The organism is Pseudarthrobacter sp. YAF2 (assembly GCF_052113345.1).
Taxonomy (GTDB): Bacteria; Actinomycetota; Actinomycetes; order Actinomycetales; family Micrococcaceae; genus Arthrobacter.
This window is the reverse complement of the sequence record NZ_JBFRDA010000012.1, coordinates 77,450-103,137: the sequence shown is the minus strand read 5'-3', so window position 1 is coordinate 103,137 and position 25,688 is coordinate 77,450. Positions and strand designations below refer to the sequence as shown.

The window sequence follows — 25,688 nt, the reverse complement described above, 5'->3', positions numbered from 1 at the left end:
TTTCCGGTGCGGGAATGACCCTGCGGGTCGAGGGCGAATGTGGGTGTCGAAGACTGTCAGGCCTGGCGGACCCGCAGGAGTTCCGGGGTGTCCTCCACGTCTGAAAGATCCAGCGCGCCGCGCATGGTGACGTCCACGGCGTGCCGGACCACGGCGCCGAACCCCATGTCCTCGGGAGGTGGTCCGGCCAGCGCCCGGTCGCGGGCCCGGCGCTGCTCGGCGGCCCCGGTGCCGCGGGCGATGATGTGCTCCACGCCCTGCCGGGCCAAGGCCAGTTCGCCCTGTTCGTGCAGGACGGGCGCCAGGTAGTCCACCAGGGAACGGGCGACGTCGGCGGCCGGGGCCGGGCGGAAATTCCCAAAGTCCAGGAGTTCCCCGCTAAGTCCTGAGCTGCTGGCCTGCCACGACGCCATCCGCAACAGGACAGTGGGCACGGGGGCCGGATCCACGCCCTCGGACCATTCCCTGCTGGCTGATTCCACCAGCGCACGGACCAGCACGGCGATCAGGGCTGCGTCCTCGGCCCGGAGGCAGACGTCGGCCACGCGCACCTCCACGGTCGGGTGGTTGCGGGAAAGCCGCGCGTCGAAGTACAGCATCCCCTCGTCGAGCATGACGCCGGTTTCCAGCAGCCGGGTGACCACCCTCCGGTACGCGGGGTATGTTCCGTAGATGGCGGCCGGGCCGGCGGTCGGCCACCGGTTCCATGCTTGGGTGCGGTAGCTTTCGAATCCGGTGGGAACGCCGTTCCAGAACGGCGAATTGGCGCTCAACGCCGTCAGCACGGCCAGCTTGTCGCGGATCCGGTCCAGGACCGCGACGCCTTCTTCCGGTGATTCGATATAGGTGTGGACGTGGAAACCGCAGGTCAGCTGCTCCTGCGCCGTAAGGCCAAAGCGTTCCAGCATCCTGGCATAGCGCGGGTCCGGCGTCGTATGGCTGGTGGATGCCAGGGGTGAGGTGGCAAGGGCAGCGACCCTGGCACCATGTTTGGCGGCCGCGTGGTTGGCCATTGCCCGGCCGGCCCGGATCTGTTCGAGCAGGCCCGCGGATTCCAGGCAGGGCCGGGTCTGCGTCTCGATTTGCTCAAGCTTCAGCTCGGCACTCAAGCCCATCTCGTCGTCGTGGTCCCCCTGCTTCCCGGAATGGCGGACGTCCGGTTCCACGGGACGATCGTCCGCCGCGACACGGTGTCCGGCGAGCAGGGCGTCAGCCAGGGCAAGCGGCTCTCCGGACTCCGGATCCACAATCAGGAGTTCTTCCTCCACGCCGAAAGTACGCATACGAACATTCTGCGTCAGGGGCCGGAAATTCCGGGAGCCGCCACTGATCATGACGAACCGTGAACGCCTAGTCCTGGAAGTACTCCACTTTGGCGCCGATGGTGTTCAGGCGCTCCGCCAGGTCCTCATAGCCACGCTCAATCACGTAGATGTTGCGCAGCTCGGAGACGCCCCGCGCGGCGAGCATGGCCAGCAGCAGGCAGGCAGCGGGCCGGAGCGCCGGCGGGCAGCCCACCTCTGCAGCACGCCACTTGGTGGGTCCATTGACGTAGATCCGGTGCGGGTCCAACAACTGCACCTGCGCGCCGAGCCGGTTGAGCTCTGTCAGGTAGATCGCCCGGTTCTCGTACACCCAGTCGTGGATCATGGTTTGCCCGTGCGCGTTCGCGGCGATGACGGCGAAGAACGGCAGGTTGTCGATGTTCAGCCCGGGGAACGGCATCGGGTGGATCTTGTCCTCGGGGGCGCGCAACTCCGAGGGCTTGGTGGTCACGTCCACCAGCCGCGTGCGGCCGTTCCGGGCCATGTACTCACCGGAGACTTCGAGCTTCTGTCCCATTTGGCCCAGGGTGGCCAGCTCGATTTCCATGAACTCGATGGGTACCCGACGGACCGTGACCTCGGAGTTGGTGACGATGCCGGCCGTGATCAGGCTCATCGCCTCGATGGGGTCCTCGGACGGGAAATACTCAATCTCGGCGTCGATCGCGGCCCGGCCGGTGATTCGAAGCGTGGTGGTTCCCACGCCCTCGATGGTGACGCCGAGCATCTGCAGGTAGAAGCAGAGATCCTGCACCATGTAGTTGGGGCTGGCATTGCGGATCACGGTTGTTCCCGGCCGGTGCGCGGCCGCCATGATCGCATTCTCGGTGACGGTATCGCCCCGTTCGGTGAGGACGAAGGAGCGGTCCTGGTTGTCCGCAGGGGGCGCCTGGACAGTGTAGAAACCGGCGGTGGCCTCCACCGAGAGGCCGAACTCGCGCAGTGCCTGCATGTGGGGTTCCACGGTGCGGGTCCCCAGGTCGCAGCCGCCGGCGTAGGGCAGCCGGTATTCCCGTGACTCATCCAGCAGCGGGCCCAGCAGCATGATGACGCTGCGGGTGCGCCGTGCCGCGTCCACGTCCATCGCTTCAAGGTCGAGGACGGCGGGGCGGCGCAGGCGGAGATCGGTGTCGTTAAGCCAGGTGCATTCCACGCCGATGCTGGTCAGCACTTCAACGATGCGGTTGACTTCCTCGATCCGGGCCAGGCGGCGGAGCACGGTGGTGCCCCGGTTGATCAGGCTGGCGCACAGCAACGCCACACCAGCGTTCTTGCTGCTGTTCACGTCCACGGCGCCGGACAGGGTGCGTCCGCCCTCCACCCGCAGGTGCGTCATCCTGGGCTTGCCCACGTTGACGATGCTCCGGTCGAAGATGTTCTCCAGCCGTTGGATCATTTTGAGGCTGAGGTTCTGCTTGCCCTGCTCCATCCGGGCGACGGCGCTCTGGCTGGTACCGAGTTCGGAAGCCAGCTGGCCCTGCGTCCAGCCCTTCTCGCTCCGGGCGTCCCTCAACATGGCGGCCACGTGGCCGGCGGTCTCCTGAGTCATGCCGAAAATATATCATGAATGAGCTAGGTGGCTGCGGATCGCCCTGCGAGGCAGCCAATCGGGGACAACCTACCCGCTACATGCGATAGTACCCGCCGGTAACGGCCTAGCTGCTGCCCAGCCACACCATATTCCAACTGCCCGCGGCAAGTGCCGCGCCCAGGGCAAGCCCGGCCACCAGGACGCCGCCGCCCACCACCCACAGGTCCAGCACACTGAACGTGGATTCGCGGGCCCAGGTCCGGTCCCCGCCGCCGAAGCCCCGCGCTTCCATGGTGACGGCAAGCCTCGATGCTCGGCGGATCGCCTGCACCAACAGTCCAAAACTCTGCCCCAGGGTGGCCTTCACCCGCCGGACCACGTTCCCTCGCGAACCCACACCGCGGGCGCGCCGGGCCATGCCGATCGTCTGCCATTCCTCGGCCATAAGCCCCACCAGGCGCATCGCCGCCAGGGTTCCCAAAACAAACCGGTGCGGCAGGCGCGCCTTCTGCGCCAGTGCATCCGCGAGGTCGGTCGGATCGGTGCAGCTCATCAGGAGCACCGCTGGAAGGGCGATCGCGAAGCCGCGCAGCAGGAAGCCGATGCCCAGCTGGAGGGACCCTTCGCTCATGGTCCAGATGCCGGCGTCGAGCAGGATCCTTCCGCTGTCCGGCGCCAGGATGGACGTGCTCCACCCGCCGATGGCGGCAGCAAGGATCAGCGGCCAGCCCCGCTGCCAGAGCAGCGACAGGGTGAGCCCCGCGAGGGGAAACAACATCAGCTCGAAAACCAGGGCCACGGAAGCGGACACCCAGTCGATGGACAGCGCCAGGACCGCCGTGATGAGCACGACGGCGGCGAACTTGCTCAGCGGATTGGCTCGGGCCAGGAGGGCGTGGTTGCCGCTCAACGTCAGTTGCTGCCTCATGGCGCCACCGGTTCCGCCACAGCCATCCGCAGCTCCGCCCCGCCCAGGGCAGCGGTGAATTCGGCGTCGTGGGTCACGGACACCACTGCCGTGCCGGCGTCCAGGAGTTCGGACAGGAACGAGGCCAGCTCGGCCCAGGTGGTGGCGTCCTGCCCGAACGTGGGCTCGTCCAGGACCAGCACCTGCGGGCTGGCGGCGAGGACCGTGGCCACGGACAGCCGCCGCTTCTCACCGCCGGACAGTGTGTAGGGGTTTGCGTCCACCAGCTGGGTGAGCCGCAGCCGCTCCAACAGTTCCTCCACCCGGTCCTCGCCGTGGCCAAGATGACGCGGCCCGAACAGCAGCTCATCCAGCACCTTGCCGGTCACGAACTGGTGCTCCGGCTCCTGGAACACGGTTCCCACCCTCGAGATCAACTGCTCGGCCTTCCACATGTAGGGGTCGATCCCGGCACCGCGGCTGAGGTCCACCGTGGCGGACACTTTTCCGGACACCGGCTCCAGGAGCCCCGCGAGGGTCAGCGCGAACGTTGATTTCCCGGCGCCATTGGGGCCGGTGACGGCCAGCGCCTGGCCGGCCCTGACCTGCGCGGCAACACCTTCCTGGACCGGAACCGGCGGGATTTTCCGGAAACCTTTGCGGCGGGGACGCTCGCGGGAGACGCCGAGGTCTTCGGCTGCCAGCAGGAGGTTGCCGGTTCCGGCGGCTGGGACGTCCGCCCGGCGGCGGGTTGCCGGCACGTACCCCGGCACCCACACCCCGGCGGCCGTCAGCATGGCCCGGGCTTCGCTGAGCACCCGGTCCGGGGGCCCGTCCAGGAGCACGGCGGGATCCGAGGCGGAGCCCGGCTGCAGGACCACGATCCGGTCCACCAGGTCCTTCCACACGGAGACCCGGTGCTCCACCACCACCAGGGTGGCTCCGGTCTTGTCCAGGCAGCGCGCCACGGCGTCGCGGACCTCCAGCACGCCGTCCGGGTCCAGGTTGGCGGTGGGTTCGTCCAGCAGGATCAGCCCCGGGCGCATTGCGAGGATGCCGGCCAGCGCCAGGCGCTGTTTCTGGCCGCCGGACAGGGCCGACGTCGGGTGGTCGAGCGGGAGGTGGGACAGCCCGACGTCGGCAAGCGCCTCGTGCACGCGCGCCCAGATGGCGTCGCGGGGCACGGCAAGGTTCTCGGCGCCGAAGGCGACGTCGTCCCCGACCCGGGAGAGGACCACCTGCGTCTCCGGGTCCTGCTGCATGAGTCCCGCACGCCCGCGCTGGGCGCGGGGCACGGCGCCGTCAACCAGCAACGAACCGGACTCGTCCGCGTCGCCGGCCTCGCCGTCGTCGTTGATATCACCCAGCACCCCGGCGAGGGCATGCAGCAGCGTTGACTTCCCGGCACCCGAGGGACCGAGCAGGAGCACCCGCTCGCCGGGGCTGATGTCCAGGTCGAGGGCATGGACGGCAGGTTTTGCCCGGCCGGCATGCCGCCAGCCCCAGCCACGGGCAGTGACGGCGGCGGGGCGGACGGCGCCCTGGGCTGGTGCCATCAGGAGAAGACAGGCTCCGTAGCGGCCTTGCGGGACGCGAAGGAGCTCAGCACGCCGGTACGTGCCAGGCCGCGCGTGGCGAGCCAGGACAGGGCACCGGCGAGGATGGCACCGGAGACGGTGGTCAACACGATGTAGGCCAGCTTGTCCGCACCGGAGTAGGCGATGTTCCAGCCCCACGGCGCGAACGAGTCGTTCAGTCCGCAGAAGAACCCAGCCGCGGCGCCGGCCAGCAGGGATACGGGCAGGTTGAACTTGCGGTACACGAAAATAACGAAGATGATTTCGGCGCCGAGGCCCTGGATGAAGCCGGAGAAGAGAACCGAGGCGCCGTACTGGGAACCCATGAGGAGTTCCCCGGTGGCGGCCACGGTTTCACAGAACAGGGCGGCACCGGGCTTGCGGATGATGAGCATCCCCAGCACGCCGGGAATCATCCAGCCACCCGCCAGCAGCCCCGTCAGGGGCGGGTAGGCGGCATTCATGGGGGCAGACAGCGCGGCTGCTCCCTGGTCCCATGCCCAGAAAATGACGCCGCCCGCGATGGCCACCAGCGCGGCGACGACGATGTCCACGACGCGCCAGGACTTACTGGTGGTCTTCTTGATTGCTGCAGTACTCATGTGATCCTCCTGGGAAACAGGAGGGGAAAGTGGACCCGGCTGACGGCTGTTGCCGTGCAGCCGCGGCACTTTGAGAACTCGACTCCCTTGCGCCGGTACTAACCGGATCAGGTTCGAGGGTCTGCGGCTGTTCCGCACTCTCAGCGCCCACCTGCGGTTCCTGGCAAGCCAGGTTGTCCGACGGCGGCGCTCCCCTGTCGTTATTGGTGTTGTTTTTCGTTGGGTAAGGCTTTTGATTGCCCTTCCGGGGCGTGGTCAAGTTTACACCGGGCAGGGGTGGATAGCGGGCTATGAGCGCCATTCCACCGCATGTGACAGGATTCGGCGGGCGCCCAGCCGGAGGCCTCGCTGGAGCCGCGCCCCACCAGGACGCCGTCCGGTTGCCTACCCCTATTGCACGCTGCCTGCCCGGGCGCCAGTGGTCCTGCAGGAGCCTCCGTGCAAAGCCTGCTTAGCTTTTATTAGTAATCATGCTTACTATATTGTTTCCCGGGTTTTCGAGAGGACAGGGCATGGGGGTCACCATGGCGGTCCGGCCTTCGTTCCCGTCCCCGCGGCAGACCAAGGAGCACGATGAGAATCCCGGACACCAGAGGCCCCCTCACCAGCGCCCTGTTCACAGTCCTGGCCCAGGCACCGGACGCCGCAGGGACGGAGCTGGACCGGCTCTACCGCCTCGCGGCACGGCAGGTGGCCGGCACCGGTGACATCATTGGGGACGAGGACATCCAACTGGCACTCTTTTGCCTCTACGAGCTCCATTACTCCGGCCTGGACAGCGTCTCGGACAACTGGGAGTGGGAGCCGGCGTTGATCAGGGTCCGGCAGCTGGTCGAGGAACCGTTCGAGGCGGCCCTCCGCGCTGCCGCACACCAGGCGGCCGGAGACTTCGAACTGCCCGACCGCGGCGCCATAACCAGCGACGAAGTAGCCGACGTCCTGTTCGGCCTCGCCGCCATGGACACCGGTCCCAGCCTCTCCCGCTACGTTGCCAGGAAGGCAAGCCTGGAGCAGCTCCGGGAATTCCTGGTCCACAAGGCGGTGTACCAGCTGAAGGAAGCCGATCCGCACACATGGGCCATTCCGCGGCTCAGCGGACGGCCCAAGGCGGCCTTGGTGGAAATCCAGGCGGACGAATACGGCGGCGGCCGGCCCGAGCGGATGCACAGCGCGCTGTTCGCCCGAACCATGCGCGGTCTGGGCCTCGACGACAGGTACGGCGCCTACGTTGATGCCGTCCCCGCAGTCTCCCTCGCCTCCGTGAACCTGATGTCGCTCTGCGGCCTGAACCGGCGGCTCCGGGGTGCCATCACCGGCCACCTGGCGATCTACGAAATGACGTCCTCCCAGCCCAACCGGTTTTACGGCAACGGATTCCGCCGGCACGGTTTCGGCGCGGAGGTTACCCACTACTTCGATGAGCATGTGGAGGCAGACGCCGTCCACGAACAGATTGCAGGCCGTGACCTCGCCGGCGGCCTCGTCGAAGCCGAGCCGCACCTCCTCGCGGACGTCCTGTTTGGGGCGAGTGCCGTAATGGCCCTCGACAGCAGGCTGTCCGCCCATCTGATCTCCTCGTGGGAGGCCGGGGCATCATCGCTGCGGACGGCCGTCCCGGCGGCAGCATGAGGCCTGCACCCCCGGATAGCCGGGCCCGCCAAGAACGGCAACAACTCGATGAAAGCGGTGCAGGCATGAATCCCGGACAGCGTGGAACCGGCTCCGACATGGATCAGGAATCCGCCACGGGCTCCATCGTGGTCTGCCCGGACGGGCCCCTGATCGTCCGGGGTGATTTTGAAATCGTCACGCCGTCCGGGGACGCCGTGCCCCGCGACCGCAAGACCGTTGCCTTGTGCCGCTGTGGCGCCTCGGCCATCAAGCCCTACTGCGACGGCACGCACAAGATGATCAAGTTCCGCACCGGCCCGGCGGCCGGTTAGCCAAACAACCCGCTTGCAGCCCGCCACGCCTTTGCCCGGACCAGCCCGGGTGTACGGCTAGGCTGGAGGAAGTCCGCTTTCCGCCCGCAAGGAGTAACAGGAATGAACCTTTTCATCAAGCTGCTCGGGACCGGGGTGAGCCTGGGCGCAGGCTTGGTCGGCACCAAGCTCGTCAACGCCATCTGGGAGAAGACCACCGGACAGAAGCCGCCAACCGGCAAGAACGAGGACGTGCCCACCAGCCTCCGTTCGGCGCTGACGTTCGCGCTGATCTCCGCCTCGGTCAGCGCGATCATCCAGGTCCTGGCCAACCGGGGCACCCAGCGCGCCATCACCCGGTTCGCCAAGTCGCAGGACATCGTCTAGCTACTGGCGGGTTTCGCCGTCGTCGCGGTTGTCCGTCCGGGCAGCCTCGGCGGCGGCTTTTTGCACCACGGCTTCAAGCTCATCCGCGGCAAGCAGTTCCCTGTGCAGGTGCTTGGTGCGGTAGCCGGCCCGGCCTACCATGTGCGCGGACACGGGCACCGTAAGCAGCTGGAAGATCCAGGCCACCACCAGCACCGGCCAGACCCACCATGTCCGCATCTGGAGTCCAATGGCTGCCAGCAGCAGGAACAGGCCCAGGACCTGCGGCTTGGTGGCGGCGTGCATGCGGCTCATCAGGTCGGGAAAGCGGAGCAGCCCGATCGCTGCGCCCAGCGACAGAAGCGCGCCCACCACCATGAACACGGCGGAGGCAAGGTCAATCCACGCATCGGCGCCGGAGACGTCAGGATTCATTCGGGTTCACCCTCCGGTCTGCGACGAACCGGGCCACCGTCACTGACCCGATGAACCCGATGATGGAAATGGCCACCACCAGCATCAGGTTGTTCAGGTGCCGGTTCACCGCCATGTCCACGCACAGGGCCCCGCCCAGGATGGCCAGCAGGACGTCGGCCGCGAGGACCCGGTCCAGAAGCGAAGGGCCGCGGGCAATCCGGATGATGGCCCCGCCGGCGGCCAGCGAGAAAATGACGGCCGTGACCGCCAGGACAACGGGCATCATGCGGATGCCTCCATTCGGACGGCTTCAAGTTCTTCGACAGAGCCCATGATGCGGATCAGGCCGGCCTCGATGGACCGTACCTCGTTCCGCAGGCCCTCGATGTCCTGCTTCGAGGTGATGTTGAGTGCATGCAGGTACAGGGTGGAGGCCGGCCGGTCCACCTCCACCACCAGGGAGCCTGGGATCAGGGAGATCACGTGCCCGGTGGCGGTGACGATCAGGTCCTGGTGGCTGCGGAGCTTTACCGCGACGACGGCGTTGGTCACCCTGGGTCCCCGGACGGTCGCCAGGTACAGGACCTGGCCGCTGGCCACCACCACCTTCCCCAGGAAGGCCAAGGCGAAGGGTACGGCGTACAGGATGTTGAACCGGCCGCTGAGCTCCACCGGCGGAAGGTAGAACAACCGGGCAACGCCCACCGCCAGCAGCGCGCCGAAGAGCAGGTTTCCGGGGCTGAAGTCCTGCCACAGGGCGCCCCACACAATCACCAGCCACACCAGCAGCGGAAGCTCCTGGCGCAGCGAAATCCGTTTGCGGCTCATCGTCCTCCTCCCGTTATGGTGGCCGGGACGGCGGTATTTTCGCCGAGGACCGACTGGATATACGGCGCCCGGTCAAGCATGTCCCGCGCGGCCTGGCCGGAGAGCCCGAACAGCGGCCCGGCGAACACTGTGAGGGCGACCCCGAGGACCACCAGGCCCAGGGTTGAGCCAACCATGGTGCGCGGCAGGAGCGTGACGGTGTTGAGTTTGGCACCCGGCCCGGCGGCGCGCCCCGAGGGGCCGGCCAGGAGCACCGGGTCCGGATGTTCGGCGTCCTCCGGCTTCCGCCAGAACGCGCGGTTCCAGACGCGGGCGATCGCCAGCAGCGTCAGGAGGCTGGTCAGCACCCCGCCGGTCACCAGCGCATAGGCCAAAGGGGTGCCCAGCTCAACGCCGGCCTGGAGCAGGCCCACCTTGCCCAGGAACCCGGAGAAGGGCGGGATGCCGGCCAGGTTCATGCCCGGGATGAAGAACAGCAGCGCAAGCATGGGTGAGAGCTTGGCCAGGCCGCCCAGCCGGTCAACCGATGAGCTGCCGCCGCGGCGTTCAATAAGGCCGGTCACCATGAAGAGGCTGGTCTGGATGGTGATGTGGTGCGCCACGTAGAAGACCGCCGCCGCCAGCCCGGCCACGGAGGACATGGCCAGCCCGAACACCATGTACCCGATGTGGCTGACCAGGGTGAACGAGAGCAGACGCTTGATGTCGCTTTGCGCCAGCGCACCAAGGATGCCCACCACCATGGTCAGCAGCGCCACCACCATCAGGGGCGTGTTCAGGGTGTCGCCGGGGAACAGGAGCGTCTCGGTCCTGACCATCGCATACACGCCCACCTTGGTCAACAAGCCGGCGAACACAGCGGTGACGGGTGCCGGCGCCGTTGGGTAGGAGTCGGGGAGCCAGAAGGACAGGGGGAAGACGGCGGCCTTGATGCCGAATGCCACCAGCAGCATGACATGCAGCAGGGTCCTGGTGCCTTGGTCCAGGTCGCCCAGCTTGAGGGCGAGGTCCGCCATGTTCACGGTGCCGGTTGCGCCGTACACCATGGCGATAGCGATCAGGAACAGCACCGAGGACACCACGGACACCACCACGTAGGTGACGCCGGCCCGGATGCGGGGCCCGGTGCCGCCGAGGGTCATCAGCACGTAGCTTGCGGTCAGGAGGATCTCGAAGCCGACGTAAAGGTTGAAGAGGTCACCGGAGAGGAACGCGTTGGACACCCCTGCCACCAGGATCAGGTAGGTGGGGTGGAAGATCGAGACCGGGGCGTCCTCGTCGCCGTCGGCCATGCCCTGCCCGGTGGCGTACACCAGCACGGCCAGGCTCACGGCCGAGGAGACCACCAGCATCAGTGACGAGAACTGGTCCACCACCATCACAATGCCCCAGGGCGGCAGCCAGCCGCCGATGGTCACCGCTGCGGTCCCGCTGCTCCACGCGGATGCCAGCAGGAGGCATTCGAGCGCCAGGGTCAGCGACAACAGTCCGATGCTTACCGTCCGTTGGGCCCGGGAGTGCCGGATCAGCAGGAAGGTCAGGGCGGCGCCCAGGATGGGAAGGACGACGGCGAGCGGGGCCAGGCTGGCGATGTTCACTTTTTGCCGCCTTCCGGGCCGGGTTCAATGTTGAGAGAGCCCGGTTTTTCCTCCGCGGCTGCGTGTTCGGCCGGCATTTCCCGGCCTCCCGCCGTGATGGTGGTGAGCGGGAACTCGGATGTTTCAGCAGGGATTTCGGCGTCGTCCTCCGCGTCGAAGCTGGGGGTTTCCGCCACCCGGAGGTCCTCCACGTCGTCCTGGATGTCGTCCTGGCGTGCCAGCACCCACGTGCGGTAGATGATGCCCAGCATGAACGCGGTGACGGCGAAGGAGATCACGATCGATGTCAGGATCAGGGCTTGCGGCAGGGGGTCGTTGTAATCGGCGGCGGGCGTGTCCTTGGTGAAGAACGGGGCCAGGCCGGCGTATCCGCCGGTGGACAGGATCAGCAGGTTGGTGGCGTTGGCCAGCAGCATCAGTCCCAGCAGGACGCGTGTCAGGCTGCGTTCGAGGATGAGGTAGATGCCGCAGGCATACAGGGCGCCCATGACGATCAGCAGGGTCAGGTTGACGCTCATGCGTTGCCCTTTGCGGTGGTCCCGGCAGGAATACGGTCCGGTTCCTGGTCCTGCTGTGCCGGTTCGGGCCCGGCTGCCGCGGACCGCTCCTCCATGTGTTCATCGATCTCGGCGCCGAGGCTGCGCAGCACGTCCAGCACCAGGCCCACCACCACGACGTACACGCCGATATCGAAAATTGTGGAGGTGACGAACTTGATGTCGCCAAACACGGGCAGCCACACCCCGATGATGGCCGACTGGAACACCTGGCCGCCCAGCAGCAGGGGCGTCACGCCCGAGGCAGCGGCCAGGGCAAGGCCGGCGCCCAGCAATGCACCGGCGCTGAGCGGTGCGGCTTCCCGCAGCTCGAACCGCCCGCCGGCGAGGTAGCGGATGGTCAGGGCCAGGCCGGCGGTGAGGCCTCCGGCGAAACCGCCGCCGGGCAGGTTGTGGCCTGCCAGCAGCAGGTAGAGCGAGAAGATAATCATCGAGTGGAAGATCAGGCGGGTGACCACTTCGAAGATGATGGAGCGGCGTTCCGGGGCGAGGGTCCTGCCAGCCACGATCCAGGCGTCCCGGGCGGAAGCGGCGAACTTCCGGCTGATGGCCAGCGCCGCGCCGTCACGGGAGCCGGGGTCCACGCCGTGGTAGCGGCCCACCGTGCCCTCGGCAACGGAGGCGGACCGTTGCAAACGGTCTCCGCGGCCGCGCACGAAAATCAGGCTGGCCACGCCGGTGGCGGCCAGGGCAAGGACACTGATCTCACCGAACGTGTCCCAGGCGCGGATGTCCACGAGCGTCACGTTGACCACATTCAGGCCGCCGCCGCCCTCGTAGGCAAGCTGCGGAAATTGCAGGGATACCGGGATGGCGGTCCTGGCTCCCATGGCGAAGATCGCCGCGAACACCATGGTCACGCCGAATCCCAACCCGATGATGACGCGCACCACCCGGTACTTTCCACCGGTGCGGTCCCGCAGCTCCGGGGGAAGGCTGCGCATGGCCAGGACGAACGCCACCAGGATGATGGTTTCCACGAGCATCTGCGTGAGGGCAAGGTCGGGAGCTCCCTGCAGGGCAAACATGAGGGCGATGCCGTATCCGGTGACGGAGACCATCAGCACCGCCAGGAAGCGCTTGTTGGCCTTGACGGCGGCGAGGGCGCCAATCACGATGCCCACCCCGGCCACGAGCTGCAGCGGGGAGTGCGGATCCACGAGGTAGATGTCCTGCGGCAGGGCATTGCCGCTGAGCAGGATGGCGGTGAGCGGCAGGACGAACGCGACGCTGAGGATCACGGCAAGGTAGAAGTAGAGGGAACCGCGCTGGGTCCGGCCCGTGATCCAGACGGCGGCGTCGTCCAGGGCCCCGATGGTCAGCTGGTAGGCCCGGTCGCCGTCCACCCAGGCGGGGACCAGGGACTGGGCGCGGGCCACGGCATTGCGCCCGGAGTACATGGCCGCGCCCAGCACGAAAGTGACGGCCGTCAGCCCCAGCGCGGGGGTGAAACCGTGCCACAGCGCGAGGTGGCCGGCCTGCCCGGCCGGCGTCCCGGCGTCGGGCACTGTGGACGCGAACAGCGCAGCATAGGGCTGGATCCAGGCATCCACCGGAACCGGCCAGAGCCCGTAGGCGACGGTCAGGAGGCTCAGGACCGCGGGGGCGGCAAGGAAGGAGGGCCTGACGGCTTTGAACGGGGTGGGTTCCACGCCGGGCTTGGCCGCGAAGGCGCCCCACATGAACCTGGCGCTGTAGGCGAAGGTAAGGATGGATCCCGCCACCAGGCCTGCCAGGACCACCATGCCCCAGGGGCCGGCGTGCGGGCCGGTGGCGTGGTGCACGAACGCTTCAAGCACAGATTCCTTGGCAACGAACCCGGCCAGCAGCGGCACGCCTGCCATGGATGCGGCGCCGATGCCTGCCACGATGCCCAATGCGCGGGAGGACCGGAAGACGCCGGAGAGTTCCCGGACATCGCGGGTCCCGGACTGGTGGTCGATGATGCCTACCACCAGGAAGAGCGTGGCCTTGAACAGGCCGTGGGCCAGCAGCATCGCCAGGCCGGCCAGGGCGGCGTCCGGCGTTCCCAGGCCCACCACCATGGTGAGGAAGCCCAGCTGGCTGACGGTGCCGTAGGCGAGGATCAGCTTGATGTCGGACTGCCGGAGCGCCCGGTAGCCGCCCACCAGCATGGTGGCCAGGCCCAGGCCCAGGACCACAGGCTGCCAGTACGCCGTCCCGGCGAAGCCCGGGGCCAGCCTGGCCACCAGGTAGATTCCCGCCTTGACCATCGCCGCGGCATGCAGATACGCGCTGACGGGGGTGGGGGCAGCCATGGCGCCGGGGAGCCAGAAGTGGAACGGGACCAGCGCGGACTTGGTGATGGCACCCACCAGGATGAGTACGACGGCGGCACTCACCGTGGCGCCCGAGGGTCCGGAGACCAGGGCGGCCGCCTGCTCCAGGATGCTGGAGACGCGGTAAGTGCCTGCGGTGTAGCCCAGCATGATCAGGCCCACCAGCATGGCCAGGCCACCGGCCGTGGTGACCATCAGGGCCTGCAGGGCGGACCGGCGGGCCGCGAGCCGGGTCCGGGCAAACCCGATCAGGAGGTAGGACAGGATGGTGGTGAGTTCCCAGAAGATGAACAGCAGCAACAGGTCATCGGCAAGCACCAGCCCGAACATGGCGCCGGCGAACGCCAGCAGCTGCGCGCCGAAGCCACCGAGGTCCTGGTCCTTCCGCTTGAAGTACCGGGCGCAATAGAGCAGCACCAGCGAACCGACGCCGAGCACCAGCAGGGACATCACCCAGGCCAGCGCGTCCATCCGGAAGGCAAACTCGAGATGGAGGCCTGGAATCCATTCGAAAACTTCCGCTACCGCACCCGGGCCGGAGTAGACGGAACCGTACTGGGAGACCAGCCAGACGAAGGAAACAGCCGGAACGGCCGCCAGCGCGTAGAACGCATTCCGGCCCCAGGCCCTGAAGAGGAAAGGCGCCAGGACAGCCACCGAAAAGTGCACGGCAAGGACTGTTATCACTGGTATCTCCGCAACGTCAGGGATTCGATTGTCAAAAGTTGGAGCAGGCGGCAAAAGTAGTTAGATCCGGGAGGCTTCAGTTTATCAAGGCCCCCGCACCAGCTTTTCTGGTCCGCGCGGGCCCGGAAGGCGAATTCCCCGACGTCAGGGGCCTGTGCTCCGCCGGATGTTCGCCACGGGCGGATACGATTCAACGTATGAACAGCGCCAGCGCTCAGGGGGCAATGCGGCCTGCCTCGGAACTCGAAACCGGGACCCGGACCTCCAGCAAGCGCCGCATCCTGGCGTGGGCCTCGTGGGACTGGGGTTCGGCAGCCTTCAACGCGGTCATGACCACGTTCGTGTTCACCGTCTACCTGACCTCCAATGCCTTCGGCGGGGAGGACAGCGCATCCGCGGTCCTGGGCGCCGCACTGGCCGTTGCCGGGCTGGCCATCGCACTCCTGGCGCCGGTCACCGGCCAGCGCTCTGATGCGGGCGGCCGCCGCAAGCTGTGGCTGGGAGTGAACTCGGCCGCCGTCGCCATCCTCACCGCCCTGTGTTTCTTCGTGTTTCCGCACCCGGAATTCCTGCTCCTCGGTGCCTGCCTGATCGCCCTGGGCAATGTGTTCTTCGAATTCGCCGGGGTTAACTACAACGCCATGCTTGCCCAGGTCTCCACGCCGCAGAACATCGGGAAGGTCAGCGGGTTCGGCTGGGGCGCGGGCTACCTCGGCGGAATCGTGGCCCTCCTGATCGTCCTGCAACTGTTCGTCCAACCGGCTTTCGACTGGTTCGGCGCGTCCACCACGGACAGCCTCAACATCCGGCTGGTGGCCGTCTTCTCCGCACTCTGGTTCTTCGTCTTCGCCCTCCCGGTCCTGTTCGCCGTCCCTGAACTGCCCCGCACCACGCAGGCCGCCCGCCTGGGCTTCCTGGCCAGCTACGGACTGCTGCTCCGGCGCATCAAGGCCATCTACGCCACCAGCCCGCACACCATCTACTTCCTGCTCGCCAGTGCCGTCTTCCGGGACGGCCTCGCCGCCGTCTTCACCTTTGGCGGCATCATCGCTGCCGGCACCTTCGGATTCGCCCTGTCCCAGGTCATCTTCTTCGCCATCTTCGGGAACGTGGTGGCGGCCATCGGCGCCGTGATTGGTGGTTTCCTGGACGACAAGGTTGGCCCCAAGGCCGTCATCACCGGTTCCCTGGTGGGGCTCCTGACCGCCGGGACCGCCATCCTGGTCCTGGGCAACGGAAGCTATTCCTTCTTCGGCATGGATTGGGCCGGGAGCACCACGTTCTGGGTGTTCGGGCTTTTCCTCTGCCTGTTCGTGGGGCCGGCCCAGTCATCGTCCCGCGCCTACCTGGCCCGGCTGGCACCGCACGGGGAATCGGGAGAGCTCTTCGGCCTGTATGCCACCACCGGACGCGCGGTCAGCTTCCTGGCACCCGCCCTGTTCACCCTTTGCATCACGGTGGCCACCCCGCTGGTACCAGCAGGGCAGGCGCAGCGCTGGGGCATCCTGGGCATCATGGTGGTGCTCCTGGCCGGGCTCCTGGTCCTGCTGCCGGTGAAGTCTCCGGACAAGGCTCCCATCGTCGTGGTCCCCGCCGCCTGACACGGCGGCCGGCACCCCGCCGGAGCCCGGGCCAAGTCTCGCCAGGCAGACTAGGCTGGAACCATGAACGTGGACGAAACCAACCTGCCCGGCCTGGGCCGCCGGAGGGATTTCATGACCGCCTCGGGACGCCGCATAGGCGTCGTAGAGCTGCGCGAAGGCCAGACCGAGCTTATCGTTTCCACCTGGGACGATCCCGATACCTGCCAGGCCTCGATTCCGCTCACCAGCGATGAAGCCGCCACCCTGGGCAACCTGTTGGGGGGCACCCACCTGGCCATGAAGCTCGCCGAAGAGCATAAGGACGTCCCCGGTATCGTCACCCGCCAGTTCTCCATTGCGGCGGACTCCCCGTTCCAGGGCCAGCCCATGGGCAAAGCGTGCATCCGCACTCGGTGCGGCGTTTCCATCGTGGCCATCATGCGCGAGGGTGAGGTGCTGCCCTCGCCCGGGCCCGACGTCGTCCTCCACGCCGGTGACCTGCTGGTGGCAGTGGGCACCCAGGAGGGCCTGGACTCCGCGGCCAATATCCTGCGCCACGGCTAAGTCGAATGGACCCGCTGGCCCAGACCCTCATTGAGCTGGGGGCCGTCGTGTTCTGCCTCGGCCTGCTGGCCAGGCTGGCCGGCCGGATTGGAATGTCCCCTATCCCGTTCTACCTGCTGGGAGGGCTCGCTTTCGGGGCGGGCGGCATTGTCAAGCTTGAAGGGATGCACGAGTTCGCACACCTCTCCGGCGAGATCGGCGTCATCCTCCTGCTGCTTATGCTCGGACTGGAATATACGGCGGCCGAGCTGTTCACCGGGCTGCGCCGTTCGTGGCAGGCCGGTGTCCTGGACCTCGTCCTGAACTTCCTGCCCGGGGCCGGCCTCGCGCTGCTGCTGGGCTGGGGCGGCGTGGGGGCCATGGTCATGGGCGGCGTCACCTACATTTCCTCGTCCGGCATTGCCGCCAAAGTCATTACAGACCTGGGCCGGCTCGGAAACCGCGAAACCCCGGTGGTGCTGTCCATCCTGGTGTTCGAGGACCTGGCCATGGCCGTCTACCTGCCCATCCTCACGGCCACGCTCGCCGGCGTGAGCTTCCTGGGCGGGCTCACCACGGTGGGCATCGCCCTGGCGGTGGTGAGCCTGGTGCTGATGGTGGCGTTGCGGCACGGGCACCATGTCTCCAAGGCCGTCCACAGCGAGAACTCTGAGGTCTTCCTGCTCAACGTCCTGGGTGCTGCGTTGCTGGTGGCCGGCGCGGCGTCGGCCATGCAGGTGTCCGCGGCGGTGGGCGCCTTCATGCTGGGCATCGCCATCTCCGGCGCCACTGCCCACAGCGCCACCCGCATCCTCGAACCGCTGCGTGACCTCTTCGCCGCCATCTTCTTCGTGGCGTTCGGGCTCAATACAGACCCCACGTCCATCCCGCCGGTCCTGGGCTGGGCGCTGGTCCTGGCGGCAGCCACCGCCGCCACCAAGATGCTCACCGGTATCTGGGCGGCGAAACGCGCCGGAATCGCCCGTCCGGGCCGCTTCCGCGCCGGCGCCGCCCTGATCGCGCGCGGCGAATTCTCCATCGTGATCGCGGGCCTGGCGGTCGCTTCCGGAGCGGTTCCGCACCAGCTGGCGGCGCTGGCAACGGCCTATGTGCTGCTGATGGCGGTGCTGGGCCCGTTGGCTGCACGCTATGTTGAACCACTGGCCAAGGCGGCCATCCGGCGGCCCGCCGTCGCGCCCCAGGTCTAGGGTTGCCGCCGGCGCCGAGTCCTGGGTTGCCGCAGCGCCCGGGCTGGCAGCCGGTGCTTAGATGCTGGTGCGGTGGAAGTTCAGGTGGCTGCGGCTGGCAGTTGGACCGCGCTGGCCCTGGTACCGGTTGCCGTACTCCCCCTGGCCGTAGGGGTATTCCGCAGCGGAACTGAGCCGGAAGAAGCAGAGCTGGCCGATCTTCATGCCGGGCCACAGCTTGATGGGCAGCGTCGCCATGTTGGACAGCTCAAGCGTGACGTGCCCGGAAAACCCGGGATCGATGAAGCCTGCCGTGGAGTGCGTCAGGAGGCCAAGGCGGCCCAGGGATGACTTGCCCTCCAGGCGGGCTGCGATGTCATCGGGCAGGGTGACGGTTTCGTACGTTGACCCCAGGACGAACTCACCGGGGTGGAGGATGAAGGCTTCGTCCTGCTCCACTTCCACCAGCCGCGTCAGCTCGGGTTGCTCCAGCGCGGGATCGATGTGCGCGTACTTGTGGTTATCGAACAACCTGAAGAATTTGTCGATCCTGACATCCACGGACGATGGCTGGACCATCGCGGGGTCGTAAGGTTCCAGCACGATCCGCTGGGAATCAATTTCGGCACGAATGTCGCGGTCAGAGATCAGCACGGGTCCCAAATTACCGCATCGGTTATCCACACCCGCACTTTCCCGTTGTTGCTGTGGCCCCGTGGGGCTAATGTTGCGAATGAAAGCCGCCGGAATGGTCTCCCGGCAGGCATGACAGAGCTGGGGATGTTGTGAATAAATTGGTGGCACCGTCTTTCATTGGCGTGCTCTGTGCGTTGGCGCTGGTTTCATCGTCCGCCGCCGCTCCTCCTGCGCCGCCGTTCGGCCACGCTGCGGGCACGGCGAACATCACGCTTGCGGCGCCATTGGTGCGCGACGCCGGCAGGTCCGCCCCGGCGGACGCAGCCACCGGGGCCCTCACCCCGGCCGTGGACCCGGACATCCGGGCCGCTTCGCCGCTGCCTGCGCCCAATCCCGCGCCCACCGCCACGTCCGCTCCGGCAACATCACCAGCGGCTGCGGTATCTTCTCCAGCCCCTGCTCCTTCCACGGAGACACTCCGTGCCACCACCCCGGCGACGCCGGCGGCCGACGTGCCGTCCATACCTCCGCTGTGGGCACCGGACCAGGAACTTGCCACCCCCGCCCCGGCCCCATTGGCCGCACCCGAATCCGCCACCGCGCTTCCGTCCACCGAGGCGCTGGTCCCGGACAGCAATGCGGCAGCGATCCTCACGGTCTTCACCAAGATCAACGAGTACCGGGTGGCCAACGGCCTGAACAAGGTGAAGTACCACCCCACCGTGGCAAGCATGTCCCAGGAATGGTCGGACAATATCGCCACCCGGGAAGTGGTGGAGCACCGGGCCTCCTTCTGGACCGACCCCCGCGCGCTGAGTCCCAACAACGGGGCCGGTGAGATCATCGCCATCCGCACCGATCGCGACGCCGCCCAGCTCGTGGAATGGTGGAAGGGCTCCCCCGGGCACAACGCCATGCTGCTGGACCCCAGGTTCAACGTCATGGGGGCCGGCATCTCCTACACCAACTCCACCTACCAGATCTGGGGAGTGGTGAACTTCTTCGGTTACACCACGCTGCCCGCCGGCACCCTCGATTCCCCGGGCGGCGCAGGAACCGGCGGGGCCTTCCCGGCACCGTCGCCGAGCCTGTGCGATGCCCCGGCACGGCACATGCCGCCCACCCTGAACCTCTCCGCCGCCGCGATCACGGGCCCGGCTGACCTCGTTTCGGTCGACTCGGCAGGGCAACTGCTGAACAGGGCATCTACCGGGCCGCGAACCTATGCCGCAGCGAGGGTGATCGGCTCTGGGTTCGCCGGCGCCAAGGAAGTCTTCGTGACGGACTGGGACCGTGACGGCACCTACGATGTCCTGGCCCAGTGGACTGCGGGCAACCTGACCCTTTACCGGGGCATCGCCGCCGGCGGATTCCAGGCGCCCATCACACTCGGCACGGGCGGCTGGAGCACCTTGACCCTGGCGGTGGGAGGCTGGTGCGCCAACAACCGGATGCCCCAGATCCTGGCCCTCGACAGCTCCGGGAACCTCTACCTCTACGCCAACAAGGGCACCGGCGATATCGCCGACCGCGTCACCATTGCCACGGGTATTTCCGCCTCCCGGCTGGCCATGGTGGACTACGACGCCGACGGCTTCCAGGACATTCTTGCCCTGAAGGCCGACGGCAGCGTCACGCTGTACCGCGGGTGGGGAACCGCCACGCTTCGCGCTGAGGCACGGCCTACCGTGGCCACGGGCTGGACGGATGTCACCGGGATCCGCGCGCTGCGCAATGTCACGGGGCTGAACTCCACGGGGGTGGCGCTGCGCCGGGCAAACGACACCGTGCAGTACTGGGACCTGAGCTCCGGAAGCCTCGCGTCGCCGTCGAACGTTGCCGGGCCCTGGACCGGGCAGCGGCTGGCGCAGTAGGCCCGCTCAGCAGGCCCTGCGCCGTAGTGCCCGGGATGTTTGGGGCCGGCCGGCCCAGCCGGGGTTTCAGACGGCGGGCTGGAGTTCCAGGACGTCCTTCAACCGCTCAAGCTGCGAGACGTCGGAGCTGACGCGCCGCTGCAGCATCCCGTCCAGGAGCCCCAGCCGGTTGAGGATGCTGAACCGGCCCTCGCGTTTGGCTTCCATGGCGAACCGGACGCGGGTCCCGGAGCCTTCGGTGCTGAGGTAGTACCCGCCCCAGCGGGTCGCTGGCCCCGAAACGATGTGGAACTCGATTTCAGCCCCGGGCCGGACGTTGGTGATTTCCAGCTCCGCGGGAATGCTCAGCCCTGAACGGCCCGCCACCATTTTGCGGTACACGGCGCCCCTGCTGTCGGCCGGTCCTTGCACGAGTTTGACGCTGCGGACGTCGTGCCGCCAGGCGGGCAGGTTGGTTGCATCAAGGAGGTACTGGTACACGGCCATGGCGTCGCGCCCAATGAGGACCTCGTATTCTGCGATTGCCATGAAGATATTCCTGTGGTTGACGTCGGCTGCCGCAGTAACTGCCTCCCCCAATGTGGCCGCTACCCGGATCAGGTTAGCCAGCGCCCGTCCGCGGGACCTAGCCGGCAGGGCCGGCGTTATTGAAGAGTTACTGGATGACGCAGGTGGTTTGCGGGACACGCAACGCCCGCTTGCATGGTTGGCGGGGAGCCCGCCGATCTGCGCTAAGCTAAGTTTTGCCCCGCGCGAGTGGCGGCACTGCGGCTGTAGCTCAATGGTAGAGCGCTAGCTTCCCAAGCTTGATACGCGGGTTCGATTCCCGTCAGCCGCTCTGGAACCTCCTTCCCCGCACTGCAATCTCCCCGCCGTCCATTAGGTGCAGGGGTGTAGGGTCGGTAGCCAGGAACCTTTTCGGTTCCGCTACAGGAGCAATCATGGCTGACAAGTCCCCGCGTCAAAGTGCATCAAAAAAGTCCGGCAAGTCCATCAAGGAAAAGCGCGCAGACAAGAAGGCCGCCGCAGCGCCGGCCAGCTCCCCGGACATCACGTCCACCAAGGCCGCAAAGAAGAAGTGAGCGGCCAAGAACCCCAGCTGAGCCTGGGCGTCCTGGCCTCCACGCGTAAACCGGACGAACGCCGCGTACCCATCCATCCCCTGCACTTTGAACGGATCGCCCCCGCACTGCGGCGGCGCATCATCCTGGAGCAGGGCTACGGCGAGCGCTTCGGCGTCCCGGACAGCCATCTCTCCACTTTGGTGGGACGAATGGCGCCCCGGGACGAGCTGCTGGCCGCGGCCGACGTCGTCCTCCTGCCCAAACCGCAGCCGGAAGACCTGGCGGACATGCGTGACGGGCAGGTCCTCTGGGGGTGGCCGCACTGCGTCCAGGACCGCGCCATCACCCAGCTGGCGATTGACAAGAAACTGACCCTCATCGCGTTTGAGGCGATGAACCATTGGGCCAGCGACGGCGGGTTCGGCCTGCACGTGTTCCATAAGAACAACGAGCTGGCCGGCTACGGCTCGGTCCTGCATGCGCTTGCGCTGACCGGTTCCACCGGGGATTACGGACGGCGCCTGAGCGCCGTCGTGATCGGATTCGGCGCCACAGCCCGCGGGGCTGTGACGGCGCTGAACGCGCACGGCATCCACGACGTCCAGGTGCTGACCAACCGCAACGTCGCAGCGGTGGGCGCCCCCATCCATTCGGTGAACATCGTGCAGTTCGACCACGACGACGAGGCCCCCTTCCTGAGCCAGGTCATCACCGAACGGGGCAGGGTTCCGCTGGCACCGTTCCTCGCCGAAAGCGACATCGTGGTCAACTGCACGCTGCAGGACCCGAACAACCCGCTTACGTACCTGCGGACAGAGGACCTGGCGGCCTTCAGCCCGGGGAGCCTCATCGTTGATGTTTCCTGCGATGAGGGCATGGGTTTCAGCTGGGCCCGTTCCACCACGTTTGCCGCACCGATGATCACCGTCGGCGACCACATCAACTACTACGCGGTGGACCACAGCCCCTCCTACCTCTGGAACTCCTCCAGTTGGGAGCTCAGCCAGGCGCTTCAGCCGTTCCTCGCCACCGTGATGGGAGGCCCGGCCGCGTGGGAAGGCAACGAAACCATAGCGCGGGCCATTGAGATCCGTGACGGCGTCATCCGGAATGACGCCGTGCTGCAGTTCCAGGAGCGCGGCCCGGAGTATCCGCACAAGGCGCTGCACCTGGCCGCCGTCTAGGCACCGCGCCGGGGACCAGTGCCCGGGCACTGCTCCCCGCGCACCTCCCTAGGCGCCGGCGTGGCGGCTGACGATCCTCAGAGGGCGCCGGCACTTCAGGTCCATCCGGAGTTGCAGGCCGCCCTTGCGGGCCAGCACTGCGCCCACCGTCAGGGCCGCCATCGCCGGAACGCCACCGGACACCAGCAGCGCTGCGTGCGGGTCCGCGTGTTCGGCGATCCAGCCCAGCATGGGCCCGCCCAGTGCCTGGCCGCCGATCAACACCATGATGTACAGGCTCATCACCCGGCCGCGGATCGCCATGTTGGAGCTGACCTGCACCAGCTGGTTGGACCCGGTGAGGAACATCAGGCACCAGAATCCGGACAGCACCATCACGGCCCCGAACCACACCATGGACGGGGCGAGGGTTGCAAGGCAGAGCATCACGCCATACATCCCCGCGCAGAACACCACGGACCGCAGGCGGAGCTGCCGACGCCGGGTGGACGCCACGGCGCCGGACAGGGCACCGAGTGCCACCAGGGCGTTGAGGAGTCCATAGCCGCCGGCTCCCACCTGGTAGACGTGGTCCGCGAAGGCGGCAAGCAGCACAGGGAGGCTCATGGCGAACACTGAGATGAACCCGGCCATGAGCCATGGCCAGTAAATGGTGGGCTTGCTCAGCGCGTAGCGCAGCCCCTCGCGGAGCATGCCCTTGGTCTTGGGTGCCGGGGCGCTGACGTACAGCTGGTCCTTGCGCAGGACCAGGAGCATGGTCACCGTTGAGCAGCACGCCAGGGCATTGGCGGCGAAAGCCCAGCCCGCCCCTACTGCCGTCAGGAGCAGGCCCGCGATCGCCGGCCCAATCAGGCCGCCCAGCTGGAAGGTGGTGGAGTTGACGCTGATGGCGTTCCGCAAATACGTGGGCCCCACCAGTTCGTTGACGAACACCTGGCGTGCCGGCTGGTCAAGGACGGTCACCAGTCCCAGGACAAAGGCGATGACGTAAACGTGCCACACCATGATCACGCCCGTGAGGGCAAGGACGGCCAGGGCCGCCGCCAGGATCGCGGCCATGCTCTGGCACAGGATGAGGATCTTCCGCTTGGCGAACCGGTCGGCGATCATGCCGCCCCACGGCCCCAGCAGGAGGGAAGGGGTGAACTGCAGTGCCACCGTGAACCCCACGGCGGTCACCGATCCGGAGAGCTGAAGCACCAGCCAGTCCTGGGCGATGCGCTGCATCCAGATGGCAATGACTGCGATGAAGTGGCCGACGGCGAAGATCCGGAAGTTGGGCACCCGTAGCGAGATGAAAGTGTGCCGCCAGGGGAGCCTGTCAGCGACGACGGCGAGCGGCTGGGTCTGGTTGTCCGGCGGCGCTGAGCCCGCCGCGTCGATAACTGGCTGGGTGACGGAGGCCGACGAAGGCGGTGGGGGTGCCACAGGTGTGTCCTCAAAATTGCGGGCGGTCTGGGATGTCCTTAACGCTAGGCTGGCGGAGGCAATTATGGAGCGGTATGGTCCCTATAACTCGTATTGCAAAACGCAATAGTCGCCGAGACCGAACGCCGCGGGAGTACCGAAATGTTTGAACCAGCCCAGTTGCGCTCCTTCCTGGCGGTGGCAGATACCCTGAGCTTCACCAAGGCCGCCGAGCGCCTGGGCCTGGCCCAGCCCACTATCAGCCAGCACATCCGCAAGCTTGAAACGGCCGCCAAACGCAGCTTGATCGCCCGGGACACCCGGGACGTGCGGCTCACCGACAACGGCGACGCCATGGCCGGATTCGCCCGGAATATCCTGGCGGCCCATGATGCCGCCGCGCGCTACTTTTCGGGCTCCGCAATGCGGGGGCGCCTTCGGTTTGGCACGGCTGACGATCTCGCCATCACCGGGCTTCCCCGCATCCTGCGCGAATTCCGGCAAATCTACCCGCAGATCAACCTCGAACTCACGGTGGGGCAAAGCGACCAGCTCTACCGCAAACTCAACGCCGGCCAGCTGGACCTGGTCTTCGTCAAGTGGGTGGCCGGGGCCAAGGACGGCACGGTGGTCCAGCATGATTCGTTCTCCTGGGTGGGCCTTGAACAAACCGCACTGGAACCCGGGACACCCGTCCCGTTGATCGCCTACCCGTCCCCCAGCCTGAGCCGGAAACTGGCCATCGATGCACTGGAAGCCCACGGCCGGACCTGGCGGATCACCTGCACCACCCGCCAGATCAGCGGAGTTCTCGCGGCCGTCCGGGCAGGCATCGGCGTTGCCGTGATGCCGACGTCGCTGGTCCCCGAGGACCTGAAGATCATCACCCGGCGCTTCGATCTTCCGGCGGTGGGGGATGTGGACTTCACCCTGATCCGCAACCCATTGGCGAACTCCGAGGTGATCGACGCCCTCACCCAATCGATCGTCGGCAGGACCATTAACCGGCAAACTTAACCCCGCGGCTCCCCAAATTCCAGCATTTGTCGGGATTAGGGGGTCCGTGTCCATTGATAGGGGAGATTCCATCCCCTATGCTCTATTACCAAGGTCCAGCAGCAGGCCGCGTTCACCCACCACAAACGCGCTTCCGCATGCCGGCCCGCGTTTGGGACAGGCAGCCAATGACGACAGCCAGGAACACCCGCCTCAACTCCGCGCACGCTCGCCCGTACGCCGAAACACGGCCTTCCACCCGCCAGAACACCCTCGGCAGCGGACGGGCCTCCGTTGACACCGGATACGTCGGAAAGCCCACATGCGACAAGTGCCGGACCGACGAATTTGTCTACCTTGAGTCCTATATTCCCCCTACGTACCGGCGCGATGGCAGCGTGGCCGCACTTGGCGAAGTGGCCTACACCTGCACCCACTGCGAGGAATTCTCGGCCCACAACGTCCCGGTCACCTGGACACCGCCCGGCTGGTACCTGGGGTAAAAAACAGGCCAGGTCTCACGCAGCGCAGCTGGCGCGGACATGAACAACAAGAAGGCCGGGCAGTCACCATCAGGTGGCTGCCCGGCCTTCCGCA

The 25,688-nt window shown here is 67.1% G+C and carries 25 protein-coding genes, 1 tRNA gene and 1 riboswitch; of the genes, 12 read left to right on the top strand and 14 right to left on the bottom strand.

Features of this window, described 5'->3' with window-relative positions:
- Positions 1–56: 56 nt before the first annotated feature.
- From AB4Y79_RS13660 to AB4Y79_RS13640, 5 genes are all read right to left on the bottom strand, one after another.
- Positions 57–1,283, bottom strand: a complete 1,227-nt coding sequence (locus AB4Y79_RS13660; protein ID WP_441862706.1) for a glutamate--cysteine ligase 2 — start codon at positions 1,281–1,283, stop codon at positions 57–59.
- 67 nt (positions 1,284–1,350) lie between these two features.
- Positions 1,351–2,874, bottom strand: a complete 1,524-nt coding sequence (locus AB4Y79_RS13655; protein WP_441862703.1) for a UDP-N-acetylglucosamine 1-carboxyvinyltransferase — start codon at positions 2,872–2,874, stop codon at positions 1,351–1,353.
- Between the two features lie 106 nt (positions 2,875–2,980).
- Positions 2,981–3,784, bottom strand: coding sequence for an energy-coupling factor transporter transmembrane component T family protein (locus AB4Y79_RS13650; protein ID WP_441862700.1), 804 nt, complete (start codon positions 3,782–3,784; stop codon positions 2,981–2,983).
- Positions 3,781–5,319 (bottom strand): ABC transporter ATP-binding protein, encoded by a 1,539-nt coding sequence (locus AB4Y79_RS13645; RefSeq protein ID WP_441862697.1) that lies wholly within the window; start codon positions 5,317–5,319, stop codon positions 3,781–3,783. Before AB4Y79_RS13645 ends, AB4Y79_RS13650 begins: the two co-directional genes overlap by 4 nt.
- Positions 5,319–5,942 (bottom strand): ECF transporter S component, encoded by a 624-nt coding sequence (locus AB4Y79_RS13640; RefSeq protein ID WP_441862694.1) that lies wholly within the window; start codon positions 5,940–5,942, stop codon positions 5,319–5,321. Before AB4Y79_RS13640 ends, AB4Y79_RS13645 begins: the two co-directional genes overlap by 1 nt.
- Positions 5,943–6,008: 66 nt before the next feature.
- A riboswitch (TPP riboswitch) is annotated at positions 6,009–6,148 on the bottom strand.
- A 367-nt stretch (positions 6,149–6,515) separates the two neighbouring features.
- On the opposite strand from AB4Y79_RS13640, the gene AB4Y79_RS13635 reads away from it, so the two are divergent.
- From AB4Y79_RS13635 to AB4Y79_RS13625, 3 genes are all read left to right on the top strand, one after another.
- Positions 6,516–7,571 (top strand): iron-containing redox enzyme family protein, encoded by a 1,056-nt coding sequence (locus AB4Y79_RS13635; protein WP_441862692.1) that lies wholly within the window; start codon positions 6,516–6,518, stop codon positions 7,569–7,571.
- Between the two features lie 98 nt (positions 7,572–7,669).
- A complete protein-coding gene (locus AB4Y79_RS13630; protein ID WP_441862689.1) occupies positions 7,670–7,885 on the top strand; it encodes a CDGSH iron-sulfur domain-containing protein in 216 nt (71 codons plus the stop codon).
- Positions 7,886–7,987: 102 nt separating this feature from the next.
- Positions 7,988–8,251, top strand: coding sequence for a DUF4235 domain-containing protein (locus tag AB4Y79_RS13625; protein ID WP_441862686.1), 264 nt, complete (start codon positions 7,988–7,990; stop codon positions 8,249–8,251).
- Here the strand turns inward: AB4Y79_RS13625 and mnhG are convergent, their stop codons facing one another.
- Genes mnhG through AB4Y79_RS13595 form a run of 6 tightly spaced genes read right to left on the bottom strand, consistent with a single transcriptional unit; the run spans position 8,252 to position 14,617 of the window.
- Positions 8,252–8,665 carry a monovalent cation/H(+) antiporter subunit G gene (gene mnhG / locus AB4Y79_RS13620; RefSeq protein ID WP_441862684.1) on the bottom strand — a complete coding sequence of 138 codons (414 nt, stop codon included), beginning with the start codon at positions 8,663–8,665 and terminating at the stop codon, positions 8,252–8,254.
- Positions 8,655–8,933 carry a monovalent cation/H+ antiporter complex subunit F gene (locus AB4Y79_RS13615; protein WP_308929493.1) on the bottom strand — a complete coding sequence of 93 codons (279 nt, stop codon included), beginning with the start codon at positions 8,931–8,933 and terminating at the stop codon, positions 8,655–8,657. Before AB4Y79_RS13615 ends, mnhG begins: the two co-directional genes overlap by 11 nt.
- Positions 8,930–9,475, bottom strand: a complete 546-nt coding sequence (locus AB4Y79_RS13610; protein ID WP_441862681.1) for a Na+/H+ antiporter subunit E — start codon at positions 9,473–9,475, stop codon at positions 8,930–8,932. Before AB4Y79_RS13610 ends, AB4Y79_RS13615 begins: the two co-directional genes overlap by 4 nt.
- The gene (locus AB4Y79_RS13605; RefSeq protein WP_441862678.1) at positions 9,472–11,073 is read right to left on the bottom strand and encodes a Na+/H+ antiporter subunit D; all 1,602 of its coding nucleotides are present in this window, start codon (positions 11,071–11,073) and stop codon (positions 9,472–9,474) included. The genes AB4Y79_RS13610 and AB4Y79_RS13605 overlap by 4 nt, the downstream gene beginning before the upstream one ends.
- A complete protein-coding gene (locus AB4Y79_RS13600) occupies positions 11,070–11,591 on the bottom strand; it encodes a Na(+)/H(+) antiporter subunit C (RefSeq protein ID WP_441862676.1) in 522 nt (173 codons plus the stop codon). The genes AB4Y79_RS13605 and AB4Y79_RS13600 overlap by 4 nt, the downstream gene beginning before the upstream one ends.
- A complete protein-coding gene (locus AB4Y79_RS13595) occupies positions 11,588–14,617 on the bottom strand; it encodes a Na+/H+ antiporter subunit A (protein WP_441862673.1) in 3,030 nt (1,009 codons plus the stop codon). Before AB4Y79_RS13595 ends, AB4Y79_RS13600 begins: the two co-directional genes overlap by 4 nt.
- Before the next feature lie 197 nt (positions 14,618–14,814).
- On the opposite strand from AB4Y79_RS13595, the gene AB4Y79_RS13590 reads away from it, so the two are divergent.
- The 3 genes from AB4Y79_RS13590 to AB4Y79_RS13580 all read left to right on the top strand — a co-directional run bounded on the left by AB4Y79_RS13590 (position 14,815) and on the right by AB4Y79_RS13580 (position 17,951).
- Complete coding sequence (locus AB4Y79_RS13590) at positions 14,815–16,218, top strand: MFS transporter (protein WP_441862670.1); 1,404 nt, start codon at positions 14,815–14,817, stop codon at positions 16,216–16,218.
- 63 nt (positions 16,219–16,281) lie between these two features.
- Positions 16,282–16,764 (top strand): cation:proton antiporter regulatory subunit, encoded by a 483-nt coding sequence (locus AB4Y79_RS13585; protein WP_441862667.1) that lies wholly within the window; start codon positions 16,282–16,284, stop codon positions 16,762–16,764.
- A gap of 5 nt (positions 16,765–16,769) precedes the next feature.
- Positions 16,770–17,951 carry a cation:proton antiporter gene (locus AB4Y79_RS13580; protein ID WP_441862664.1) on the top strand — a complete coding sequence of 394 codons (1,182 nt, stop codon included), beginning with the start codon at positions 16,770–16,772 and terminating at the stop codon, positions 17,949–17,951.
- A gap of 57 nt (positions 17,952–18,008) precedes the next feature.
- Here AB4Y79_RS13580 and dcd read toward each other — a convergent pair whose 3' ends face one another.
- Positions 18,009–18,584 (bottom strand): dCTP deaminase, encoded by a 576-nt coding sequence (gene dcd / locus AB4Y79_RS13575; RefSeq protein ID WP_441862661.1) that lies wholly within the window; start codon positions 18,582–18,584, stop codon positions 18,009–18,011.
- 143 nt (positions 18,585–18,727) lie between these two features.
- On the opposite strand from dcd, the gene AB4Y79_RS13570 reads away from it, so the two are divergent.
- Positions 18,728–20,440, top strand: coding sequence for a CAP domain-containing protein (locus AB4Y79_RS13570; RefSeq protein ID WP_441862659.1), 1,713 nt, complete (start codon positions 18,728–18,730; stop codon positions 20,438–20,440).
- 66 nt (positions 20,441–20,506) lie between these two features.
- On the opposite strand, the gene AB4Y79_RS13565 is transcribed toward AB4Y79_RS13570, so the two are convergent.
- On the bottom strand, positions 20,507–20,968 hold the full coding sequence (locus tag AB4Y79_RS13565) for an SRPBCC family protein (protein ID WP_441862656.1): 462 nt from the start codon (positions 20,966–20,968) through the stop codon (positions 20,507–20,509).
- A gap of 239 nt (positions 20,969–21,207) precedes the next feature.
- Here AB4Y79_RS13565 and AB4Y79_RS13560 point away from each other — a divergent pair.
- The 3 genes from AB4Y79_RS13560 to AB4Y79_RS13550 all read left to right on the top strand — a co-directional run bounded on the left by AB4Y79_RS13560 (position 21,208) and on the right by AB4Y79_RS13550 (position 22,688).
- A tRNA-Gly gene (locus AB4Y79_RS13560) sits at positions 21,208–21,278 on the top strand.
- A gap of 103 nt (positions 21,279–21,381) precedes the next feature.
- Positions 21,382–21,522, top strand: a complete 141-nt coding sequence (locus tag AB4Y79_RS13555) for a hypothetical protein (RefSeq protein ID WP_441862653.1) — start codon at positions 21,382–21,384, stop codon at positions 21,520–21,522.
- Positions 21,519–22,688: a N(5)-(carboxyethyl)ornithine synthase gene (locus AB4Y79_RS13550; RefSeq protein WP_441862651.1), complete on the top strand. Its 1,170-nt coding sequence runs from the start codon at positions 21,519–21,521 to the stop codon at positions 22,686–22,688. The genes AB4Y79_RS13555 and AB4Y79_RS13550 overlap by 4 nt, the downstream gene beginning before the upstream one ends.
- Before the next feature lie 48 nt (positions 22,689–22,736).
- Here AB4Y79_RS13550 and AB4Y79_RS13545 read toward each other — a convergent pair whose 3' ends face one another.
- Positions 22,737–24,116 (bottom strand): MFS transporter, encoded by a 1,380-nt coding sequence (locus tag AB4Y79_RS13545; protein ID WP_441862648.1) that lies wholly within the window; start codon positions 24,114–24,116, stop codon positions 22,737–22,739.
- Positions 24,117–24,257: 141 nt separating this feature from the next.
- On the opposite strand from AB4Y79_RS13545, the gene AB4Y79_RS13540 reads away from it, so the two are divergent.
- Positions 24,258–25,112: a LysR substrate-binding domain-containing protein gene (locus AB4Y79_RS13540; protein ID WP_308929481.1), complete on the top strand. Its 855-nt coding sequence runs from the start codon at positions 24,258–24,260 to the stop codon at positions 25,110–25,112.
- A 167-nt stretch (positions 25,113–25,279) separates the two neighbouring features.
- Positions 25,280–25,594, top strand: coding sequence for a hypothetical protein (locus tag AB4Y79_RS13535; protein ID WP_441862645.1), 315 nt, complete (start codon positions 25,280–25,282; stop codon positions 25,592–25,594).
- Positions 25,595–25,688 lie beyond the last annotated feature (94 nt).

Coding starts and splice junctions, on each gene's coding strand:
- AB4Y79_RS13555 (WP_441862653.1), top strand. CDS start 21,382: ATGGCTGACAAGTCCCCGCGTCAAAGTGCATCAAAAAAGTCCGGCAAG.
- AB4Y79_RS13580 (WP_441862664.1), top strand. CDS start 16,770: ATGGACCCGCTGGCCCAGACCCTCATTGAGCTGGGGGCCGTCGTGTTC.
- AB4Y79_RS13650 (WP_441862700.1), bottom strand. CDS start 3,784: ATGAGGCAGCAACTGACGTTGAGCGGCAACCACGCCCTCCTGGCCCGA.
- AB4Y79_RS13630 (WP_441862689.1), top strand. CDS start 7,670: ATGGATCAGGAATCCGCCACGGGCTCCATCGTGGTCTGCCCGGACGGG.
- AB4Y79_RS13635 (WP_441862692.1), top strand. CDS start 6,516: ATGAGAATCCCGGACACCAGAGGCCCCCTCACCAGCGCCCTGTTCACA.
- mnhG (WP_441862684.1), bottom strand. CDS start 8,665: ATGAATCCTGACGTCTCCGGCGCCGATGCGTGGATTGACCTTGCCTCC.
- AB4Y79_RS13600 (WP_441862676.1), bottom strand. CDS start 11,591: ATGAGCGTCAACCTGACCCTGCTGATCGTCATGGGCGCCCTGTATGCC.
- AB4Y79_RS13640 (WP_441862694.1), bottom strand. CDS start 5,942: ATGAGTACTGCAGCAATCAAGAAGACCACCAGTAAGTCCTGGCGCGTC.
- AB4Y79_RS13565 (WP_441862656.1), bottom strand. CDS start 20,968: ATGGCAATCGCAGAATACGAGGTCCTCATTGGGCGCGACGCCATGGCC.
- AB4Y79_RS13660 (WP_441862706.1), bottom strand. CDS start 1,283: ATGCGTACTTTCGGCGTGGAGGAAGAACTCCTGATTGTGGATCCGGAG.
- AB4Y79_RS13590 (WP_441862670.1), top strand. CDS start 14,815: ATGAACAGCGCCAGCGCTCAGGGGGCAATGCGGCCTGCCTCGGAACTC.
- AB4Y79_RS13610 (WP_441862681.1), bottom strand. CDS start 9,475: ATGAGCCGCAAACGGATTTCGCTGCGCCAGGAGCTTCCGCTGCTGGTG.
- AB4Y79_RS13540 (WP_308929481.1), top strand. CDS start 24,258: ATGTTTGAACCAGCCCAGTTGCGCTCCTTCCTGGCGGTGGCAGATACC.
- AB4Y79_RS13645 (WP_441862697.1), bottom strand. CDS start 5,319: ATGGCACCAGCCCAGGGCGCCGTCCGCCCCGCCGCCGTCACTGCCCGT.
- AB4Y79_RS13585 (WP_441862667.1), top strand. CDS start 16,282: ATGAACGTGGACGAAACCAACCTGCCCGGCCTGGGCCGCCGGAGGGAT.
- AB4Y79_RS13655 (WP_441862703.1), bottom strand. CDS start 2,874: ATGACTCAGGAGACCGCCGGCCACGTGGCCGCCATGTTGAGGGACGCC.
- AB4Y79_RS13535 (WP_441862645.1), top strand. CDS start 25,280: ATGACGACAGCCAGGAACACCCGCCTCAACTCCGCGCACGCTCGCCCG.
- AB4Y79_RS13615 (WP_308929493.1), bottom strand. CDS start 8,933: ATGATGCCCGTTGTCCTGGCGGTCACGGCCGTCATTTTCTCGCTGGCC.
- AB4Y79_RS13625 (WP_441862686.1), top strand. CDS start 7,988: ATGAACCTTTTCATCAAGCTGCTCGGGACCGGGGTGAGCCTGGGCGCA.